18 protein-coding genes and 1 pseudogene are annotated in these 20,769 nt (G+C 64.1%); 14 read left to right on the top strand and 5 right to left on the bottom strand.

What is annotated here, in order from left to right:
- From WN73_RS04050 to WN73_RS04020, 7 genes are all read left to right on the top strand, one after another.
- Positions 1-656 (top strand): Kae1-like domain-containing protein (locus tag WN73_RS04050; RefSeq protein WP_442870046.1); only part of this gene is annotated, 656 nt, incomplete at its 5' end.
- Positions 656-892 (top strand): HypC/HybG/HupF family hydrogenase formation chaperone, encoded by a 237-nt coding sequence (locus WN73_RS04045; RefSeq protein ID WP_011089667.1) that lies wholly within the window; start codon positions 656-658, stop codon positions 890-892. The genes WN73_RS04050 and WN73_RS04045, both read left to right, overlap by 1 nt.
- Positions 889-2,031, top strand: coding sequence for a hydrogenase formation protein HypD (gene hypD / locus WN73_RS04040; RefSeq protein ID WP_271551591.1), 1,143 nt, complete (start codon positions 889-891; stop codon positions 2,029-2,031). Before WN73_RS04045 ends, hypD begins: the two co-directional genes overlap by 4 nt.
- Positions 2,028-3,068: a hydrogenase expression/formation protein HypE gene (gene hypE, locus WN73_RS04035; protein WP_271551589.1), complete on the top strand. Its 1,041-nt coding sequence runs from the start codon at positions 2,028-2,030 to the stop codon at positions 3,066-3,068. Before hypD ends, hypE begins: the two co-directional genes overlap by 4 nt.
- Positions 3,069-3,077: 9 nt before the next feature.
- The gene (locus WN73_RS04030; RefSeq protein WP_271551587.1) at positions 3,078-4,778 is read left to right on the top strand and encodes a hydrogenase maturation protein; all 1,701 of its coding nucleotides are present in this window, start codon (positions 3,078-3,080) and stop codon (positions 4,776-4,778) included.
- Positions 4,775-6,232 (top strand): sigma-54-dependent transcriptional regulator, encoded by a 1,458-nt coding sequence (locus WN73_RS04025; protein WP_011089663.1) that lies wholly within the window; start codon positions 4,775-4,777, stop codon positions 6,230-6,232. The genes WN73_RS04030 and WN73_RS04025 overlap by 4 nt, the downstream gene beginning before the upstream one ends.
- Complete coding sequence (locus WN73_RS04020; protein WP_011089662.1) at positions 6,207-7,574, top strand: sensor histidine kinase; 1,368 nt, start codon at positions 6,207-6,209, stop codon at positions 7,572-7,574. Before WN73_RS04025 ends, WN73_RS04020 begins: the two co-directional genes overlap by 26 nt.
- 503 nt (positions 7,575-8,077) lie before the next feature.
- On the opposite strand, the gene tcmP is transcribed toward WN73_RS04020, so the two are convergent.
- The 3 genes from tcmP to WN73_RS04005 form a co-directional block, all read right to left on the bottom strand.
- The gene (tcmP, locus tag WN73_RS04015) at positions 8,078-9,241 is read right to left on the bottom strand and encodes a three-Cys-motif partner protein TcmP (RefSeq protein WP_271551584.1); all 1,164 of its coding nucleotides are present in this window, start codon (positions 9,239-9,241) and stop codon (positions 8,078-8,080) included.
- Between the two features lie 2 nt (positions 9,242-9,243).
- The gene (locus WN73_RS04010) at positions 9,244-9,993 is read right to left on the bottom strand and encodes a DUF5131 family protein (RefSeq protein ID WP_271551582.1); all 750 of its coding nucleotides are present in this window, start codon (positions 9,991-9,993) and stop codon (positions 9,244-9,246) included.
- A gap of 809 nt (positions 9,994-10,802) precedes the next feature.
- Entirely contained in the window at positions 10,803-12,209 is a 1,407-nt protein-coding gene (locus WN73_RS04005; protein WP_271551579.1) for a DHA2 family efflux MFS transporter permease subunit, read from the bottom strand.
- A gap of 182 nt (positions 12,210-12,391) precedes the next feature.
- Here WN73_RS04005 and WN73_RS04000 point away from each other — a divergent pair, with 182 nt between their 5' ends.
- A complete protein-coding gene (locus WN73_RS04000) occupies positions 12,392-12,700 on the top strand; it encodes a hypothetical protein (protein ID WP_011089658.1) in 309 nt (102 codons plus the stop codon).
- A 20-nt stretch (positions 12,701-12,720) separates the two neighbouring features.
- Positions 12,721-13,611 (top strand): sigma-70 family RNA polymerase sigma factor, encoded by an 891-nt coding sequence (locus tag WN73_RS03995; RefSeq protein WP_271551577.1) that lies wholly within the window; start codon positions 12,721-12,723, stop codon positions 13,609-13,611.
- Positions 13,612-13,731: 120 nt separating this feature from the next.
- Here the strand turns inward: WN73_RS03995 and WN73_RS03990 are convergent, their stop codons facing one another.
- Both WN73_RS03990 and WN73_RS03985 read right to left on the bottom strand, forming a co-directional pair.
- Complete coding sequence (locus WN73_RS03990) at positions 13,732-15,519, bottom strand: peptide ABC transporter substrate-binding protein (RefSeq protein ID WP_271551575.1); 1,788 nt, start codon at positions 15,517-15,519, stop codon at positions 13,732-13,734.
- 187 nt (positions 15,520-15,706) lie between these two features.
- Entirely contained in the window at positions 15,707-16,375 is a 669-nt protein-coding gene (locus tag WN73_RS03985; protein ID WP_271551573.1) for a TetR/AcrR family transcriptional regulator, read from the bottom strand.
- A 123-nt stretch (positions 16,376-16,498) separates the two neighbouring features.
- Here WN73_RS03985 and WN73_RS03980 point away from each other — a divergent pair, with 123 nt between their 5' ends.
- The 5 genes and pseudogenes from WN73_RS03980 (at position 16,499) to WN73_RS03960 (ending at position 20,754) form a co-directional block, all read left to right on the top strand.
- Positions 16,499-17,359 carry a sugar phosphate isomerase/epimerase family protein gene (locus WN73_RS03980; RefSeq protein WP_271551571.1) on the top strand — a complete coding sequence of 287 codons (861 nt, stop codon included), beginning with the start codon at positions 16,499-16,501 and terminating at the stop codon, positions 17,357-17,359.
- A gap of 1 nt (position 17,360) precedes the next feature.
- Positions 17,361-18,461: a Gfo/Idh/MocA family protein gene (locus tag WN73_RS03975; RefSeq protein WP_271551570.1), complete on the top strand. Its 1,101-nt coding sequence runs from the start codon at positions 17,361-17,363 to the stop codon at positions 18,459-18,461.
- A gap of 102 nt (positions 18,462-18,563) precedes the next feature.
- Positions 18,564-19,219 (top strand): annotated as a pseudogene (locus tag WN73_RS03970) (amino acid ABC transporter permease).
- 6 nt (positions 19,220-19,225) lie between these two features.
- Positions 19,226-19,867 carry an amino acid ABC transporter permease gene (locus tag WN73_RS03965; RefSeq protein ID WP_271551568.1) on the top strand — a complete coding sequence of 214 codons (642 nt, stop codon included), beginning with the start codon at positions 19,226-19,228 and terminating at the stop codon, positions 19,865-19,867.
- A gap of 44 nt (positions 19,868-19,911) precedes the next feature.
- Complete coding sequence (locus WN73_RS03960) at positions 19,912-20,754, top strand: transporter substrate-binding domain-containing protein (protein WP_271551566.1); 843 nt, start codon at positions 19,912-19,914, stop codon at positions 20,752-20,754.
- The last annotated feature ends 15 nt before the right edge of the window (positions 20,755-20,769 follow it).

Genomic DNA, 20,769 nt, shown 5'->3' with positions numbered 1-20,769 from the left:
TGGCGCCGATGATGTTGCCGGGTGGCGATCGTGCCGCGCGCGAGCCGTGGCGCATGGCCGCAAGCGTGCTGCATGGCCTTCGCCGCAGCGATGCGATCGCAACCCGTTTCGCGGCGCAGCCGCAGGCCGCACGTCTCTGCGCCATGCTCGAACAGCCGGGCGTGCCGGTGACGACCAGCGCCGGCCGGCTGTTCGACGCAGCGGCGGGATTGCTCGGTCTCTGCCCGGTGCAGAGCTATGAGGGCGAAGCCGCGATGAAGCTGGAGGCGCATGTTCGCACGCCGCGCTCCATGAAAGACGGCTGGACGATCGAGGACGGGGTGCTGTCCCTGTTTCCGTTGCTTGCGCAGCTTGCGGCCGAGGGCATCGATCCGGTCGACGGGGCCGGGCTGTTCCATGGCACGCTCGCCGCTGCCTGCGTCGACTGGATCGGCCGCGCGGCGCGCGAGACCGGCATCACGACCGTCGCCTTGAGCGGCGGCTGCTTTCTCAACGCGATCCTCAGTTCCGAGATTGAGCGCGGCTGTATCGCTGCCGGTCTCTCGCCGCTGTTGCCGCGGCAAATGCCGCCCAATGACGGCGGTCTCAGCCTCGGGCAGGCCTGGATCGCCGCACTCAAACTCCTCGAACCGCAAGGCCAGGAAGGAACCGCCTGATGTGTCTCGCGATACCCGCTGAGGTCACAAAACTTCTGCCCGACGAGATGGCGATCGTCTCCATCGACGGCGTCAGCAAGGAAATTTCGGTCGCCCTGATCGAAGACCTCGCCGTCGGCGACTACGTGATCATCCATGTCGGTTACGCTCTGACCAAGATCGATCCGGAGGAGGCGAGGCGGACGCTCGAATTGTTGCGCGAGCTCAGCACCGAGGGACAGGGAGCCGCGTCATGAAATATGCCGATGAGTTTCGCGACAAGGAGATCGCGCTCGGGCTCGCCAAAGCGATCCGCGCGGAAGCCGATCCGCGAAAGCCCTATCGCTTCATGGAATTCTGCGGCGGCCATACCCACGCGATCTCGCGTTACGGCCTCGAGGACATGCTGCCTGCGAACGTACGGATGATCCACGGGCCCGGCTGTCCGGTCTGTGTGCTGCCGGCCGGACGCATCGACATGGCGATCCGGCTCGCGATGCGGCCCAACATCATCCTGTGCGTCTATGGCGACCTGATGCGCGTTCCGGGTTCGCAGGGCGCATCGCTCCTGAAGGCGAAGGCCCGTGGTGCCGACATCCGCATGGTCTATTCGACGATCGACGCGATCCGGATCGCCGAGGATAATCCCGGGCGCGAGGTGGTGTTCTTCGCCATCGGCTTCGAGACCACGACGCCGCCGACCGCGGTCATGATCCGATTGGCCGGGAAGAAGCAACTCGAAAACTTCAGCGTGTTCTGCAACCACGTGCTGACGCCGCCGGCGATGCAGAACATCCTGGAGAGCCCGGACATCCGCAACATCGGCCGCGTCGAGATCGACGGCTTTGTCGGACCCGCCCACGTCTCGACCATCATCGGTACCGCGCCTTACGAGTTCTTCGCCGAGGAGTTCGGCAAGCCGGTGGTGATCGCGGGCTTCGAGCCGCTCGACATGATGCAGGCGATCCTGATGCTGGTGCGGCAGGTCAACGAGCACAGGCATGAGGTCGAGAACCAGTACAGCCGCGCCGTGAACCGCGACGGCAATCTGCGCGCCAAGGAGGAGGTGTCCGACATCTTCGAGCTGCGCGACCAGTTCGAGTGGCGCGGGCTCGGGCAGGTGCCCTATAGCGGGTTGAAGCTGAAGCGCGCTTACGCGAAATACGACGCGGAGGTCCGCTTCGACATGAACGAGCTGCGCGTCGACGACAATCCGGCCTGCGAATGCGGCGCGATCCTGCGCGGTGTGAAGAAGCCGGTGGATTGCAAGCTGTTCGGCACCGTCTGCACACCGGAGACGCCGATGGGATCCTGCATGGTGTCCTCCGAAGGCGCCTGCGCCGCGCACTGGACTTACGGCCGCTTCCGCGATCATCAGCAGAGGCGGGCGTCATGAAGGCCTATCAGCGCAAGCTCGACATCAGGAACGGCTGCGTCGACCTGTCCCATGGCTCGGGCGGCCGCGCCATGGCGCAGTTGATCTCCGGCCTGTTCCACGAAGCCTTCGGCAATGAATGGCTGGCGCGCGGCAACGACCAGTCGGCGTTCGACGTCCGCGCCGGGCGCATGGTGATGACGACCGACGGCTATGTGGTCTCGCCGCTGTTCTTTCCCGGCGGCAATATCGGCTCGCTCGCGGTGCACGGCACCGTCAACGACATCGCCATGGCCGGCGCGAAGCCGCTCTATCTCTCGGCGAGCTTCATCATCGAGGAGGGCTTTCGCTTCGCCGACCTCAAGCTGATCGCGGAGTCGATGGGGGCGGCGGCGCGCGAGGCCGACGTCCACATCATCACCGGTGACACCAAGGTGGTCGAGCGCGGCAAGGCCGACGGCCTGTTCATCTCGACCGCGGGCGTCGGCGTCGTGCCTGACGGGCTCGATCTGTCGGCCGAGAAGGCCCGCGTCGGCGATCGCGTCCTGATCTCCGGCACGCTCGGCGACCACGGCGTCGCCGTCATGTCCAAGCGGCAGAATCTCGCTTTCGAGACCGAGATCGTCTCGGACTCGGCGTCGCTGCACGATCTCGTCGCCAGGATGGTGCAGGCCGGCGGTCGTGGCATCCGCCTGATGCGCGATCCTACGCGCGGTGGGCTTGCCGCGACGCTGAACGAGATCGCCCAGCAGTCCAACCTCGGCTTCCATCTCCTCGAGGAGGCGATCCCGGTGAAGCCGGGCGTGGCCGCGGCCTGCGAGCTGCTTGGACTCGATCCGCTCCACGTCGCCAATGAGGGCAAGCTGGTCGCGATCGTCGCGCCGGAGGCCGCCGGGGCGGTGCTGGCCGCGATGCGGGCGCATCCGCTCGGCCGCGACGCCGCCGACATTGGCGAGGCCGTTGCCGACGATCATCATTTCGTGCAGATGGCAACGAGCTTCGGCGGCGGTCGAATCGTCGATTGGCTGTCGGGCGAGCAACTGCCGAGAATCTGTTGAGGCTTCGAGATGCGCATCCTGCTGCTATCGCATTCCTTCAACAGCCTGACGCAGCGGCTCCATGTCGAGTTGCGCGAGCGCGGCCACGAGGTTTCGGTCGAGCTGGACATCCACGCCGACGTCACGCGCGAGAGCGTGGCGCTGCATCGGCCGGACCTGGTGATCGCGCCGTTCCTGAAGCGCGCGATCCCCGACGACGTCTGGCGGAGCGTGCGCTGCCTGGTCGTCCATCCCGGGCCGCCCGGCGACCGCGGTCCGGCCGCGCTCGACTGGGCGGTTCTGGAAGGCGTCGCCGAGTGGGGCGTCACGGTGCTGCAGGCGGATGGCGAGTTCGATGCCGGTCCGGTCTGGGCGTTCCGCAGCTTCCCGATGCGGCGCGCGGCCAAGTCCAGCATCTACCGCAACGAGCTAACCTCCTGCGCGGTCGCGGCCGTGCTCGAAGCGGTCGCTGCGATCGAAGCCGGACAGGCAGCCCCGCAGCCGATGCAGGTGGGCGACCCGCGCATTCGCGTGCGCGGACCTTGCCGTCAGGCGGACCGGACGATCGACTGGCAGCACGACAGCACCGCGACCGTGCTGCGCAAGATCAACAGCGCCGATGGCATGCCGGGCCTCGTCGATAGCCTGTTCTTCCGGGAGGTCAGGCTGTTCGATGCGCACGAAGCGCACGATATCTCCGGCGTGCCCGGCACCGTCATCGCGCAATGCGAGGGCGCGCTGGCGCGTGCCACGGTCGATGGCGCGGTCTGGATCGGCCATGTCAGGCGACTCGCGCCGAAGAGCCTGAAGCTGCCGGCTGCGAAAGTCTTCGCCGCGGAGGCGGCGTATTTGCCGCACCGGCCCGGCTGCGGCTACGCCCCGATCCGATATCGCGAGCATGGCGAGGTCGGCGAGCTCGCGTTCTCCTTCTACAACGGCGCCATGGCGACCGGCGACTGCGAAGCCTTGCTCGGCGCCTATCGCGCTGCGCTGGAACGCCCGACCAGGGTGTTGCTGCTGACCGGCGGCCCCGACTATTGGTCGAACGGCATCCATCTTGCCGAGATCGAAGCGGCCGAAAGCGCCGCGGACGAGTCCTGGCGCAACATCAATGCGATCGACGATCTCGCCCGCGCGATCATCGAGACCACCGATCGCCTGGTCGTCTCGGTCATTCGCGGCAATGCGGGTGCGGGCGGCGTGTTCCTGAGTCTTGCCGCCGACGAGGTCTGGGCGAGCGACCAGGTCATCCTCAATCCGCATTACAAGGACATGGGCAATCTCTACGGCTCGGAATACTGGACCTATCTGCTGCCGCGCCGTGCGGGGGCCGCGAACGCAACCCGGATCACGCAATGCCGGCTCCCGATGGGCGTGGCGGAAGCCCGGCGCCTCGCCATCGTCGACCGCGTGCTGTCGGGCGAGGCGCTCGCCGACGCAAGCCTCGTGCAGAGCGGCGCAGCCATGGCGTCGGATGCCGGCTTTGCCGCGCGCCTTGCCGCCAAGCGGCAGCGGCGGGCCGCCGATGAGGCCGAAAAGCCCCTGCAATCCTACCGCGACGAGGAGCTGCGGCGGATGAAGCTGAATTTCTACGGCTTCGATCCGAGCTATCATGTCGCGCGCTACAATTTCATCCATAAGGTACCGAAGTCGCGCACGCCGCTGACCATCGCTGGTCACCGTATTAGGCGTGCGCCAGGTCGGCCTGTCGGCATGGCGGTGTCATCGTGAGCATTCAGGGAACCATTCTCGTCGTCGACGACGAGGTTCGCTCGCAGGAAGCGTTGCGGCGCGTGCTCAGGGAGGATTTCGAGGTGCTCTGCGTCGGCAACGCGACCGATGCGGAGAAGCTGCTGGAGGGCGAGATCGTCCACGCGATCCTCTGCGACCAGCGGATGCCGCACGAATCCGGCGTGAGCTTCCTGAAGCGCGTGCGCGAGCTCTGGCCGGACCCGGTGCGGATGATCATTTCCGGCTATTCGGAGTCCGAGGACATCATCGCGGGACTGAACGAGGCCGGCATCTATCAATACATCACCAAGCCCTGGCAGCCGGACCAGCTGGTCGAAACCGTCAAGGAGGCGGTTCAGCTCTATCGGCTGCAGAAGGAGACCGAGACCGCCGGCGTCGACGTCAAGGCGACGTCGGGGCACATCAAGAAGGTCGTCTCGGTCAAGCGCGGAGTGGCCAAGCAGCTCTACGATTTCGACCGCATCGTGCATTCGACGGAAAGCCCGATGCACGCCGTGATCGAGCTCGGCAGGCGCGCCGCCGACTACGATATCTCGGTTCTGATCACCGGCGAATCCGGCACCGGCAAGGAGCTTCTGGCTCGCGCGATCCATTACGGCTCGGCGCGGGCCAACAGGGCGTTCGTGGTCGAGAACTGCGGCGCGCTGCCGGACGAGCTCCTGGAAAGCGAGCTGTTCGGTTGCAAGAAGGGCGCCTTCACCGGCGCCTACCAGGATCGCATCGGCCTGTTCGAGGTCGCCGATGGCGGCACGATCTTCCTCGACGAGATCGGCGAGACCTCGCCGGCGTTCCAGGTCAAGCTGCTGCGTGTGCTGCAGGAGAGCGAGATCCGGCCGCTCGGCGCGCAGCGCGTGCGCAAGGTCGACGTTCGCGTGGTGGCGGCGACCAATCGCGACCTGGAGGCGGAGGTCGAGGCCGGCCGCTTCCGGCGTGACCTGTACTACCGCCTCGCCGCATTCCCGGTGCACATGCCGGCGCTGCGCGAGCGCCCGATGGACATCCCGCTGATTGCGGAGGGCGTGCTGTCGGCGGTCAAGAGCTCCTTCAACCGGCCGAATCTGCGCTTCGCGCGTTCGGCGCTGGAGGAATTCGGCAAATATCACTGGCCGGGCAACGTCCGCGAGCTCCAGAATGAGATCCAGCGCATGGCCGTGCTCGCCGACCGGGACGAGCTGGCCGCACCGCCGCTGCTCGGCCGCCGCAATGGGAAGCGATCCGCGCCGCTGCCGGCCCACGGCAGGCTGAACGGATCGGCCTCGCTGAAAGACAAGGTGGAGGATCTCGAGAAGTCGGTTATCATGAACTGCCTGGAGAGGAACGACGGAAACATCAGTCGTGTCGCCAGCGAGCTGGGTCTCTCACGGGTAGGGCTCAGGAACAAGCTGTCCAGGTATGATCTGAGAAAAAATGCCAAAGGCGACGCATTCTCCTGAAGCGAGCGAGGCGGATTCGCTGCTCAAGCTGGTCACCAGCGGCGGCGCGATCGAGTTCGACCGCGAGCGCGAAGGCGCCTGGATCGAAGTCATCCGCAAGATGGACGAGGTCTATTCGGACCTGTTGCGCTACGAGGTCGACCTCGAGCACAAGAACGCGGAGCTCGAGGAGGCGCAGGCCTTCGTCACCAACGTCATCGAATCCGTCTCGGACATCCTGATCGTCTGCGACGCCAGGGGGATGGTGCAGCAGGTCAATTCCGCGTTCCAGCATGCGCTCGGCCGCAGTGTCGGGGACGTGGTCGGCAGGAACATCGCCGACGTCATCGATGCCGCCGACGGTGCCAAGCTGGTGCCGCTATTGAAGCCGCGCGGCACGCCCGACGTCGTCGACGGTGAATTGAGGTTCGCGACGGACGGCGGCAGCACCGATCTGTTCGCGATCAACAGCTCGCCGCGCCACGATCATCGCGGCCGCTTCATCGGCGTGGTGCTGACGGGGCGGCCGATCGGCGAGCTGCGCCGCGCCTATGAGGCGCTGCACAAGGCCCATCAGGAATTGCAGCGCGCCCAGCGGCAGCTGGTCGAGCAGGAGAAGATGGCGAGCCTCGGCCGTCTCGTCGCCGGCGTCGCGCACGAATTGAACAATCCGATCAGCTTCGTTTACGGCAACATTCACACCTTGATCCGCTACCGCGCGGCCATCGTCGCCTATCTCGACGCGATCCACGGCAAGGGCCGGGCGAGCGACCTCGCCGCACTGAAGAAGAGCCTGCGCATCGACGAGGTCATGGAGGATTTCGGCCCGCTGATCGAGGGCACCATGGAGGGGGCGGTCCGGATCAGCGAGATCGTGAAGAATCTGCGCCGGCTCTCCTTCAGCAAGCTCGGCGAGGTCGAGCGTGTCAATATCGAGCGTTTGATCAACACCGCTGTGCTGTGGGCCGTCCGCACCAAGCAGGTGCGCATCGACCTGCAGATGGAGCTCGAGCCGGAACTCTGGATCTCCGGCAACGAGGGACAGTTGCACCAGGTCATCGTCAATCTCGTCGAGAACGCGATCGACGCGATGCGCGACACCGAATTGCCGCGGCTGGTCGTCTCGGCGGCGCGCAAGGGCAACGAGATCCTGTTCCGGATTTCGGACAACGGTCCGGGAATCGACAAGGATCACATCAGCCACATCTTCGAGCCGTTCTTCACGACCAAGCGGGTCGGCGAGGGCACGGGACTCGGCCTCTGGATCAGTTACGGCATTGTGCGCGAGCACGGCGGCGAGCTTCTGGCCGCGAACGAGCCGGACGGCGGCGCGACGTTCTCTTTTGCTTTGCCGGCTGCGTAGACACTGGCGCGCAGCTCTTTGACGAAGGCTATCGATACGTCCTCATCAGGACGTGAGTTCGCCTGTGTCGACGCGGCGCTTTGCAGCAAGCAAGACGTCTCCCGTCTGCTTGACCACCGGCGGCTCAATTGTCCCCTGGCGTTTCAAGGCCGGGAGCTTGAACGATGTCCATTGCCCATCCGAGGGTAACCACCAGCCTTCTCCGCGCCTCCTGGAAATTCGCTGTCCTGAGGCTGACACGGAGCAAGGGGCGGCCATGGATTTCCTGGGCGCGTTTCCCCTGTCTCATCCGAATGCAGTACCGGCCGTCCGGCCGGCGGTGGAGGTAGGCCGGGCGGGCCACGTCATTGCCTTTCTGAGGAGCCCAGCCAGGGACGATCCATCTCGGTGAGATGAATCGGCCCTGCATCGGAACTCAATGCAAGAGTCGTAGGACCGTGAGGTAACCAGCGATCAAGAACTTTTCCATGGGGTTTGGGGGCATGGCTTGGATCGAGTTCCGTTCAATTCGAGGTCAGGGTATTTTCGGCTCGGAATAGCCGATATCCCGGTTGCGGAACTCTCCGCCTTGGCTCCCAATCCGGGAAAACTAGAGAGCCGTCCTTTTTCATTTTGCCTGCAAGCTGATTTATGTCTGTCCGCCTGACGACGTGTCGAGCGAGAACTTGCGGCCACAACTCCCCATACGAAATTGGAGATGAGCGATGTGGGGCTAATCGCAGCAAAGTATCGCGAGCTTTGACGCGTTCCTCGGCCAAAAAAGCCAATGCTTGATTCGGCGACATCTCATGCAGTGATTCGAAGAGTTCCGTCTGGCCCGACCGCCGTTCGGCACTATCCACCTTCTTTACGGCCCTCGTCTGGGCCTCCAGGGCTCTTACCTGACAATCGCGAAAGACCTCCAGTCCGATATCGTGTCGAGTTCCGTAGAAGAGGGAATAGAGCGGTCGGTCTCGATCCGGGCGGAGGATAGTCGTTTCGCAAGTGTGCTTGTACTGACCTGCGATGGCTAGGTTATAGCTAAAAGCCTCGATCAGAATGGCCTTTCGTTGATTGGAGGTTTCAGCTTGCGCAAGTTTATCTCTCCAATCGCCGAGCGGAAGGAGTTCGTTCAATCCACCGAATATCGCGGGATCGTCCATGCTTGCCGCGCGGTTGATAAATTCGAACATGAAATTGAAGAGCACCTCCGATTTTGGGTGTGCGAGTAAGGGTTGAATGGCCTTTAGCGGAATGCGCCAGCCTTTTGGGTCAAGAAGGAAAAATGCGAAGGCGTCCTTGGGAATGTTTCTCAGTATTGTTGGGATCAGCGTAACAAAACTGCCATTTAGCGGTACTACGCTCACATCGGGAAATTTCGGCGGCAAAGCTTCTAAATGTGCGAACGCGGCCGGATCCTTCTCGACCAAGATTGCCGACATCTTGACTTCGCGCGCGGCGGCTTTCCAAGTAGACTTAGCGCGCCTCAACGCCTGCAGCGCGATCCCAAAGGACGTATCTTGAAATTGTTCGCTTGAACTCTGCCAAGGGCCGGCGAAACCATCAACATAGACGATGTGTGGGTAGGCGCTCGCTGTCTTGTGAACGAGTGCGTCGAGATACTGTTCTAATAAAACGTGCTTTACGTAAGATTGTTCTCGTCCGCTGTAATGGCTGATTGAAACCATTGCTACTCCGCTGCGTCGGCGTATCTCGGTTTAGTATCCGGAAATTGGCTCCATTCTTCGCCGTCTAAATCGCGGCCGCCAGACTTTGGCCGGATCCCACCCCATTGTTTGAAGAAGAACGCAACACCTTCCTCCACGCACTGGTCGCGCACCTCGCGAACCCAGTTCGGATGCATTAGGCGAGCGCGCGGACCACTTTCACCTCCAACGATGACCCAGTCGATGTCCGTGAGGTTAAGCTTTCCAATGCGACCAATGAGCGGTTCGATCGACAAGAATCGCACGCGCGCCGGTGCTTGCTGCAGGTGCTTGACGCGACTTAGCTTGGTGCCGTCTTCGACGGATACTCCAAACCAGATGTGGCTTGGACCACGCTCATGGCCGTAACGACGCTTAAGAAAATTGCGCATCAGTGAAGAGCGCTTCGTCAGTACCTGGAACGTGTGCCAATGCGCTCTCTCCATTGTGTCGCACACTCTTGAGATCAAAGAGTCTGGGATCTCCTTGTGAAAGAGGTCGCTCATCGAATTCACAAAGATCATGCGCGGTTCGCGCCAGCGCAGTGGCTGCTCAAGGCGCTCAGGACGTAGCGTCAGATCAAAACCTGTTTCGAACGGATGACCAGAAGTCCCTCGAAAACGCTCTGAAAATCGCTCCGCGTAGCAGTTGTCGCAACCGGCGCTTATCTTCGTACATCCCGTAACGGGATTCCAAGTCGCATCCGTCCATTCAATCGTAGTCGCATTTGCCATAGCAAAACCTTGAGGCGAGTAGACAGAATAGCACAGTTAGGAGTAGTTGGTGAATTAGTTTTTCGTCGTGCTAACACGTAGCAGAGATTCCATCCTTTTGAGTTTCTGCTTCGCGGCTTTTCGGGAAGCGCGTCACCCGCTGTTTCGCCACCCCGTCAACCCCTCCCCACAAAAATATTCCACTTTACCGAAATTCGGAAACGGCGTATGTGTCGCCCATCCCGGCTCATCCTTGAGGGGCGATCTTGTGTCGTCACGTTTCGCGAGCCGGGCTTGCGGTGGACGCGGCAGCGTCGGCACGAACAGGTAGCGGGCAAGGCGGGTAGTCCCTGTGAGCTCGAAACCGCGTGCGGACGAACGGCGCTGCTAGGCTTCGTCTCGTCTGTAAGTTTCCGGCTCCGTCGACAGAGTCGGGAAAACTGCGGCGAAAGGGCGGGCCGGGCGTACGGCAAAACCGTGTGGTCCTGGCCGTCGTTGCTACGGTCAAGCTGTCGCGGAGGTGTGTGCGAGCCCAACCGGGCGGACAGCATCGTCAATTCGCGAAGTGAGGGAGGCCAGAGGGAAAGTTCGGCTCCCGGGAGAGCACGGCATAAGCCGTCCAACCACTGCGCAGGGAAGGCCGAGTGATTGGCTACACCTGTATGCTGCTGTGCGGTTCTTTTGCGCTACATCTTCGCGCAGCGGACCGCGGGTGCCGGCTGGCACCCGGCCTTCCCTGCGCCCTCTTGGCTCAAGAGGGTGGAGCGACGAGGCAAAGCTCGGGCGACATGCGCCGCGAGAACGGAAAGACGTGTCCGCTGTTTGACAGGTCACGCATCTTGCGGCGCGGCTGCGCCGGCGATGCGTCGCCGTGCCGGCAGGAACAACCCAGCAATCGCCCCGGCCAGCGACAGCGTTGCGGCGAGGCTCATCGCCGCGGCAAATCCGCTCTCGAAATGCGCGGCCGAGTAGGCCCCGCCGTTGGCCGAGAAGGTCGCCACCAGCGCGGCGATGCCGAACATGCCGCCGAGGAAGCGGCCCATGTTGAAGACGCCGGACGCCTTGCCCATTTCGGCCACCGTGACCGAGCTCAGGATGGCGTTCTGCGCCGCCGGCATCGCCATCGAGACGCCAACGCCGGCCAACACCAGCGGCGCGACCAGGGCGGAGTAGGGAAGCGCGGGATTCACGATCTCGGCGATCCAGCCAAGGCCGATCGCCTGCATCAGCAATCCCGTCACCACCAGCGGCCGCTCGCCGAACCTGTTGACGACCGCGCCGGCGATCGGCGCGGTGACGAACAGCGTCGCGGTCCAGGGCAGCAGGCGAAGTCCGGCGCCGAAGGCATCGAAGCCCAGCGTGGTCTGCAGGAACTGCGGCAGCAGGAACACCACGCCATACATCGCGGCGTAGAACAGGACGCTTGCCGACATGCCGGAGGCGAGGGCACGCGATGCAAACAGCCGCATCGGCACCATCGGCGCGGCCGCGCGCAATTCCCAGAGCACGAAGCCGGCCGCGAACACCAGGCCCGACATCAGCGCGCCCATGACCTCGGCGCTCGCCCACCCCACAGCGTTGCTGCGCAACAGGCTCCAGACCAGTGCCAGCGCCGCAAGCGCCACGAGCGACAGTCCGGGGATGTCCAATGCGGCGGCCGGTCCGAAGCTTTCGCGCAACCGTGCCAGCACCAGGGTGATCGCGATCAGGCCGATCGGCAGATTGATCCAGAACACCCAGCGCCAGCCGAGGTGCTCGGTGATGAAGCCGCCGATGGCGGGGCCGATGATCAGCGCGCATCCGGTGATGCTGCTGAAAATGCCGAGCGCGCGGGCGCGCTCCTCGCGGCCGAACGTGCCGCTCAGGATCGCCATTGCGAGCGGCATCACCAGCGCGGCGCCGGCGCCTTGCAGCGCGCGGGCGGCGATCAGCGCGGTGGCGTTGCCCGCGAGTGCGCAGGCCGCCGATGCAACGACGAACAGCGCGATTCCGGCCGCGAACATGCGGCGGCGCCCGAAGCGGTCGCCGAGTGCGGCGCCCGTCAGGAGCAGCACGGCGAAGGTCAGGTTGAAGGCATTGACGGTCCATTGCAGCGTCTCGACCCGGCTGCCGAATTCGGCGCGGATGGCCGCGAATGCCGTCGTGATGATCATGGCGTCCAGCGCCATCATGAAGGATGCCAGCGCGGTGACGCCAAGCACCCAGTTCTGCTCGGCGCGATTGGTCGGGGTCTGCATCGCCCTCTCTCCGTGTGTCGCGCCACCCTGTCGTGGCGCGTTCTGCGGGCTAGACGAGGCCGGAGGGGCAAAGGATGCGCCCAAAAATAATCTTTCCCGGGCCGCATCCTTCGGCTGCCGGCAAACGTCCTAGGGGTGAGGCGGCCGCGAGCCAGGTCGCGACATGAAAAAAGGAGCGCGCGATGAGAAGGACGTTGATCAGGTACAAGACCAAGCCGGAACTGGCCGACCGGAACGCCGAGCTGGTTGCGGCGGTGTTTGCGGAATTGAAGGCGGAGAGCCCAGACGGCGTGCGCTATCTGACGCTGCGGCTGGAGGACGACACCTTCATCCATTTTGTCGAAGCCGCGGCCGAGGACGGCTCGAGCCCGATCCCGAAGCTCAGGGCGTTTCAGGCGTTCCAGGACGGCATCCGCGACCGCTGCGCGGAGCCGCCGCTGGTTCGTGACGTGAGGATCGTCGGCAACTATCGTATGCTGGACGAGTCCTGAGCAGCCGAGGCGGAGGAACAATGGCGCCAGACCCCCTGGCCACCATCGATATCGAGTCCCTGCTGGCGGGGATGCGGCCGAAGCTGCATCGCTACTGCGCACGCATGGTCGGCTCGGTCATCGACGGTGAGGACGTGCTGCAGGATGCGCTGATCAAGGCGATGGAGGCGCTGCAAACGGTCACGCCCGCCGTCAATCCGGAGGGCTGGCTGTTTCGCATCGCGCACAACACCGCGCTGGATTTCCTGCGCCGCCGCAACCGGCAGGAGGCGCTGCATTCGGCTGAGGAGGTGGAGATGATTGCCGACCAGCTCGATGATTTGGAAAGCCGCCAGATCGCTGCGACCAGCCTGCGCACCTTCATGCGGCTGCCGGTGGCGCAGCGCTCCAGCGTGATCCTGATGGACGTGCTCGGCTGCTCGCTGGCCGAGGTCTGCGACATCATGGATTTCAGCCTGCCGGCGGTGAAGGCCGCGTTGCATCGCGGGCGCACGCAGCTGCGTGAGTTCGCCGAGCAGCCCGACGATGCGTCACAGGCGAACCTGTCGGACGCCGACCGCACGCGCCTCAACGCCTATGTCGGCCATTTCAATGCCCGCGACTTCGACGCCATCCGCGAAATGATCGCCGATGACGTCAGGCTCGAGCTCGTCAACCGCACCAGGTTGAAAGGCAAGGCCGAGGTGTCGCGCTATTTCGGCAATTATTCGAAGGTCAGCGACTGGCACCTGGTGACGGGGCAGGTCGACGGACGTCCCGCGATCCTGGTGTTCGATCCGAATGAGCCGAACGGGCGGCCGAAATACTTCATGCTGCTGAACTGGTCCGCCGACAAGCTCGCCGTCATCAGGGATTTTCGTCACGCGGCGTACGTCATCGATGCCGCCGAGTGCGTGGTGGATAGAGGGTGAGCGGATGAGCGTACGCAGCGACCCATCGCCGTACTTGAACGGAAAGAAAGTCGCATTCACCCTCGTCCGGAGGGCAATGATGCGGTTGAGACAGCGCGCGCGTGAAGCCAGCTTCTCACCTCAACTCCGATACCAACTCCCCAGATTCCACGTCGTGACGTCCCAGCCCGAGATGTCGGTCATGAGGCTGTTGACAGCGCCGCCGACGATGTTGCGCGACAGCAGCGGCACGAGCACGTTGGCTTCGCAGAAGATCTCGTTGACCTTGATCAGCAGCGCGGCGCGCTTGACCGGATCGAGCTCGCTTTGCGCGGCCTTGTAGGCCTTGTCGGCCTCGGGATCGGACCAGCGCGAGACGTTGCGGCCGAGCCATTTGTTCTCCTTGGACGAAATCTCCCAGGAGACGCACTGGTTCAGGAAGCGCTCGGGATCGGGCTGCGGCTGCGTCGTGTTGTACATCTCCATGTCGCAATAGAGCTTCGAATAGGTGTCGGGGTTGCCGACATCGGACGAGAAGAACACCGATGCCGTGACCGACTTGATCTCGATGTCGATCCCGGCCTTCTGGCAGGCCTGCTTGATGATGGCCTGCGTCTTCTGCCGCGGGGCGTTGATCGAGGTCTGGAAGACGTATTTGAGCTTCTTGCCGTCCTTCTCGCGAATGCCGTCAGCGCCCATCTTCCAGCCGGCCTCGTCGAGGATCTTGTTCGCCTTGTCGACGTTGAACTCGTATTTCAGTCTGCTCGACTTGAACTGGCTGGGCTGGTTGACGAAGCTCGCCGTCGCGACGGCGGCGCGGCCGTAGATGAATTTCTGGATTGCCTCGCGATCGACCAGCAGGTTGAACGCCCGGCGAACGGCCGGATCGGACAGCGTTGGGTGCTTGGTCTTGGCGTTCGAACGCTCGCCGTCGACCTCGGTCCACGGGTCCGTCGTGTTGAGGACAATGAACTCGACGCCGCCGGAGAGCGTGAACTCCACCTTGCCTTTGCCGCTGGCCTCCATGCGCTTGAGGACTTCGTCCTCCACCAGCAGGTTCCAGGCATAGTCGTATTCGCCGGTCTGCAGCACGGCGCGCGCGGCAGAGACCGCATCGCCGCCGCCCTTGACCTCGAGCGTGTCGAAATGCGGCTGGTTCCTGACGTGATAATCGGGGTTGCGCTCGGCCAGGATCAAATCGCCCGGCTTGAACTCGACGAATTTGTACGGGCCGGTGCCGACCGGCTTTAGATTGCCCGGCGCGTCGCGCGACTTGGCGCCGGCATAGTCGCCGAAATGATGCTTCGGCAGAATCTGGCCGACCGCGCCGACGAAGGGGTCGGCCCAGAACGGGGTCGGAGCCTTGAAGATCACCTTGACGGTGTGGTCGTCGATCTTCTCGACCTTGATGTTCTGGTAGGAGCCCGTGGTGTATGCCGCGGTCGCCAGATCCGCGGCATATTGCCAGGTGAAGACGACGTCGTCGGCGGTGAAGGGCTTGCCGTCATGCCACCTGACGCCCTGCTTCAGCTTCCAGGTCACGCTGGTGCCATCCGGCGAAAGGCCGCCGTTCGCCTTGGTCGGAACCTCCGCAGCGAGGCAGGGGATGAGGTTGCCCTCCCTGTCCCAGCCGGCGAGCGGCTCGAAGAAGATGCGCGAGGCGACCTGGTCCTTGGTGCCGAGCGCGAAATGCGGATTGAGCAGGGTCGGGGCCTGCCAGATCAGGATCTTCAGCGGACCGCCGCCGCCGGCCTTGGTCGGCTTGTATGGCAAGGTGGCATCCGCCATCGCCACGTCGTTCCAGAGCAGGATCTGGCTTGCAACGGGCGCCGCGATCCCGACCGCGGCCATTGTCCGGATGAACGAGCGCCGCGACAGCGTGCCGTCCTTCACCTCCGCGATGGCCTTGCGGATTTCGTTCTCGTTCATCGGATGAGCTCCACCTTCGCGCAGAAAAGTCGTCACCGGCGACCCATCATGTTGCATCGCGGGCAAGGCGGCAATGCCGACAAGGCGGGGGACCCCTGCGGCGAAATGGCGAAGGTGTGTATGGCGCGGTCGTGCCGTCGCGACGATGCATCGCGCCCAGCCGGGCGGGGATCGTCAATTCGCCTCTCTAGTCGCTCCGCACATAGCGCCAGAGCAGGTCGGCGATTTCGAGCCGGCGCTGTGCCTTGGCCTTCTGCGAGGACATGTCGGTTGCGAATTGCGCCTCGAACGTATGCCGGTTCGCAACCGAGAAGAAGCAGAGCGCGTTCAGCGACATGTGCAGTTCGACCGGATCGATGCCGGGCCTGATCGCGCCGGCGCGAACGCCCCGGTCCAGCACCGCGGCGATCTGGCTGACGATCGGCCGCGTCATCTCCTTCAACTTCTTGCTGCCCCGGATGTGCCGGCCGCGATGGATGTTCTCGATCGTGACCAGCCGGACATATTCCGGGTTGGCCTGGTCGAAATCGAAGGTGAACTCGGCCAGCCTGCGAATCGCGGCCTCCGGCGCGAGCGCTTCGAGGTGAAGATCCTGCTCGGCGACGCGCATCTTGGCGTAGGCCATCTCGAGCACGGCCGTGAACAGCTCTTCCTTGGAGTTGAAGTAGTAGAAAATCAGCCGCTTGGTGATGTTGGCGCGCGCGGCGATGGCATCGGTATTGCCGCCGGCGAGGCCGTTCTCGGCGAATTCCGCGAACGCGATCTCCAGGATCTCGCGCTTGGTGCGCTCCCGGTCGCGCCGCCGCACCGGCGGCTGCTTCGCGTCCTCCGCGACGGGCTTTTCCTTGGGTCTCATCCGGCGGTTCGGTCCTCTGCATCCGGCCAGGCCTGCTTGCCCCTCCCTTCATAGCGCAATCGGCGGTCCTTGACATCAATTATCCCGTGGGTTAATTGTAATTAACCTATGGATTAATTAGCTATGACGGATCTCGGCCTTGCTCATCTGACGGCCCTGAACCTTGCGCCTGTCGCGCTTGTGGCCGAGGCCGCGCGTGCCGGCTTCAGCTTCATCGGCCTGCGCGCGATCCCTGCGACTGCCGGCGGACCTGCCTATCCGACGCGGATGGGAACGGACGCGCACCGCGAGCTCAAACGGTCTCTCGCCGGCGAGGGGGTGCGACTGAACGAGATCGAGTTCGTTCAACTCACGCCTCGCATCGACATTCCGGCGCTCGCGGGCCTGTTCGAAGCCGCAGCCGATCTCGGCGCGGTGGCGGTCACGGCATCGGGGGATGACGACGATCCGGTCCGCCTCACCGCGCATTTCGCTGATCTCTGCGACCTTGCGCAGCAATTCGGCCTGCGTGTCGATCTGGAGTTCATGCGCTGGCGCGCGATTGGCTCGCTGCCGCAGGCCGTGGCGATCGTGCGTGGCGCGGGCAAGGCCAACGGCACCATTCTCGTCGATGCGCTGCATCTCCATCGTTGCGGCGGCAAACCGGGCGACTTGATCTCGATTCCCGCGCACTATTTGCGCGCCGCGCAGATCTGCGACGTCGTCGCGGATATGCCTGCGAGCGATGCCGCCATCATCGCTGAAGCGCGCGAAGGCCGGTTGCCGCCGGGCGAGGGCGCCTTGCCGCTCGGCGCGCTGCTCGCAGCGCTTCCGGTGGACGCGAGCCTCAGCGTCGAGATGCCGTTGCCGGCCTTGGCGGTGCGGCCCCGGCTCGCCACCGCGTTCAACGCCACCAGGCGCCTGCTCGAGCATCAGCCGCGGGGAGCGTCGCGGCCAGACCACCGCCGCGAAGCCGGCGGCCCAATCCAGATACGGACGACGTGAGATGAAGAACATCACCATAGGCGTTATCGGCGCGGGACTGATTGGGCGGAAGCACCTCGCCAAGCTGGCCGGACGCGGGGACTATGACCTCGTCGGCATCGCGGACGTGAACTCCGACCGGGTCGCAGCCGATTATCCCGGGACCCCTGTCTTCGCCGACTACCGGAAACTGCTCGACGAGGCGCGGCCGGAGGCCGTGATCATCGCCTCGCCCAACCAGCTTCATGCCGAGCAGGGCATCGCATGCGCTAGGCGCGGCATTCACATCCTGATCGAGAAGCCGGTCACGGATACGGTGGAGACCGCGGCAAGCCTGATTGCCGAGGTGCGCAAGGCCGGCATCCAGTCGCTGGTCGGGCATCACCGCCGCCACCATCAGCAGGTCAGGATGCTGAAAGCAGTGTTGGGCGAACGGCGGATCGGCGATGTCGTCGGGGTGTCGGCGATCTGGGCCACCCACAAGCCGGCGGCCTATTTCGAGATCGCGCCATGGCGCTCGCAGGCTGGCGGCGGACCGATCCTGATCAACCTCATCCACGAGATCGACTTCCTGCGCTTCACCGTGGACGAGATCGTCGCCGTGGAAGCGATTGCGTCGAACCGCCAGCGCAGCTTTGCGGTCGAGGATACCGCCGCGGCGCTGATCGAATTCGACAGCGGCGCGCTCGGCACGTTTTTCATCAGCGACAGCGCCGTCTCGCCCTGGACCTCCGAGCAGGGGCTCGGCGAGGCCCCCGAATTCCCGTTCAGCGGCGAGAGCAGCTATCGCTTCCTCGGCCGAACCGGGTCGATCGAATTTCCGGCGCTCGTGCAATGGTCGCAGGCCGGCGGTGCGCAGGACTGGAACAAGCCGATCCAGGCCCAGCGCATCCATGCCTCCTCGGTTGACCCCTACGTCGCCCAGCTCGACCATTTCCGCGACATCATTCGCGGCAACGCGCGGTCATTGCAGCCGGTCGAGGACGGCGCGCGCAGCCTGATCGCGACCCTGGCGGTCGCCGAGGCCGCCGCCGGTGGACGACGCGTCGACCTGCGCCATCGCTACGAAACGCTCGCAAGTCCGGTCGTGCCGGCAACGCCAGACCAGCAAAGGGCTTCCTGAGCGCAAACACATTCACCGCCGCTCGGCGGACCAGGATGGGCAGAGCCGCGGCGCGATCTCAACGACGCCGGCAAAAGGGCCGGCCCGGAGGGAGGGAACGAGGTGAACTACACGTTCGACTTTAGCCCCGTGCTGGACGGACTTCCGGACCTGCTGTGGGGCTGTGCCGGCACGCTGGAGCTTGCGCTGTCCGGCATGGTGCTGGCGCTTGCAATCGGGATCGGCGGCGTCGTGCTGCGCGAATCCCGCGTCTTGGCGCTGCGCTGGCTGGTCATCGCCTTTGTCGAGGCGATCCGCAACACGCCGTTCCTCGGGCAGATCTATTTCATCTTCTTCGCGCTGCCGCTGGTCGGCGTTCGCCTCGATCCGACACTAACCGCGATCATCGCGCTCGGTGTCAACGGCGGGGCCTATGCGATCGAGATCATCCGCGGTGGCGTGCAGTCGATCAACAAGGGGCAGGTGGAAGCCGGTCTCGCGCTCAGCCTGAGCCGGGCGCAGGTATTCCGCCTGATCGTGCTGAAGCCGGCGCTGCGTGCGATCTATCCGTCGCTGACCAGCCAGTTCGTCATGCTGACGCTGACGACCAGCATCGCGTCTGCGATCTCGGCCTATGAACTGACCTCGGTCGGGCAGACGATCGAGACCAATACCTTCCGCAGTTTCGAGGTCTATGGCGTCGTCACGCTGCTCTATTTCGCCATGTCGTGATGTTCGCGCTGATCAACGCGCGTTACTTCAGCTATCCCGTGAAGTGAGGGGCGATGGACCGGAATCAGTTCCTGTTTCTGCTCGGTGGCCTCAAATGGACACTTGCGTTGTCCGCGATCGGCTTCGTGGTCGGCTCGATCGCCGGCCTCGGCGTGGCGCTCGCGCGCACGTCGGGCCACCGCGCGCTGGAGCGCGTCGCGGCTGGCTACATCGCCTTGTTCCAGGGCACGCCGCTTCTGATGCAATTGTTCGTGGTCTATTACGGGCTGGCGCTGGCGGGCCTCAAGCTCGATGCCTGGGTTTCGGTCTCCATCGGCTTCACGCTGCATTCCGGCGCGTTCCTCGGCGAAATCTGGCGCGGCGCGATCGAGGCCGTGCCGAAAGGCCAGGTCGAGGCCGCCAAGGCGCTGAGCCTCAACTACGGCTCGCGGATGCAGGATGTCGTCCTGCCGCAGGCGATCCGCATTTCGCTGCCGGCGACGATCGGATTTCTGGTCCAGCTGATCAAGGGAACGTCGCTCGCAGCGATCATCGGCTTCACCGAATTGATGCGGGCAGGGACCATCGTGTCCAACCAGAACTTCAAGCCGCTGCTCGTCCTCGGCTTGGTGTGCGTCCTCTATTTCGCCATCTGCTGGCCGCTGTCGCTCGTTGGCGCGCAGCTCGAACGCCGGATGGCCGTCGCCGCGCGATGACGAGGGCAACAACAGACAACAGGACGAGGACAGAGGAGGGAATGATGACCAACGCAAGGACCACAGGACTCAATCGGCGTCGTCTGCTGGCGCTCGGAGCCGCGACGATCGCCGCGCCATTCGTGCTGACGCGCGCCGCTTATGCGGTGACGCCGTCGGAGATCAAGGCGAGGGGCAAGGTTCTGATCGGCATCCAGGGCGATAATCCGCCCTGGGGATTTGTCGATGCGACGGGAAAGCAGGATGGATACGATGCGGAGATTTCGGCGCTGTTCGCCAAGGAGCTCGGTGTGCCGGCCGAGTTCACGCAATTGGCAGTCGCCAATCGTATCCCGGCCCTGACCTCCGGTCGTGTCGATATCCTGTTCGCGACCATGGCCATGCTGCCGGAGCGGGCCAAGGCCGTGCAGTTCTCAAAACCCTATGGCGCGAACATCATCACCTTCATTGCGCCGAAGGAGTTCGAGATCAAATCTCCGGCAGACATGGGCAAATACGTCATCGGCGTCGCGCGCGGCAGCGTGCAGGACAGCGACGTGACCAAGGGCGCGCCGTCGGGCACCACCATTCGCCGCTTCGACGGCGACGCGCCGACCATGCAGGCCCTGCTGTCCGGTCAGGTCCAGGCGGTCGGTGGCAACATCTTCTACGTTCCGCGCCTCGATGAATCGAAGCCCGGCTATTACGAGAACAAGCTCGAATTCACGAAACTCTACAACGGCGCCTGCACCCGGCTCGGAGAGAAGGAGATCAACGCCTTCGCCAACGACTTCATTGAGAAGATCAGGGCCAATGGCGAGCTGGCGAAGATTTATCAGAAGTGGATGAATAATCCGCTGCCGGCTTTCCCCGACACCATTCCCGGCATTCCCTTCAACGTCAGCTAGGCACGGAGAGAGCGC

The organism is Bradyrhizobium sp. CCBAU 45394 (assembly GCF_028128655.1).
In the GTDB taxonomy this organism is placed as follows: domain Bacteria; phylum Pseudomonadota; class Alphaproteobacteria; order Rhizobiales; family Xanthobacteraceae; genus Bradyrhizobium; species Bradyrhizobium diazoefficiens.
Note: the sequence above shows the minus strand (reverse complement) of the source record. Positions and strands in the feature narration are given on the sequence as shown.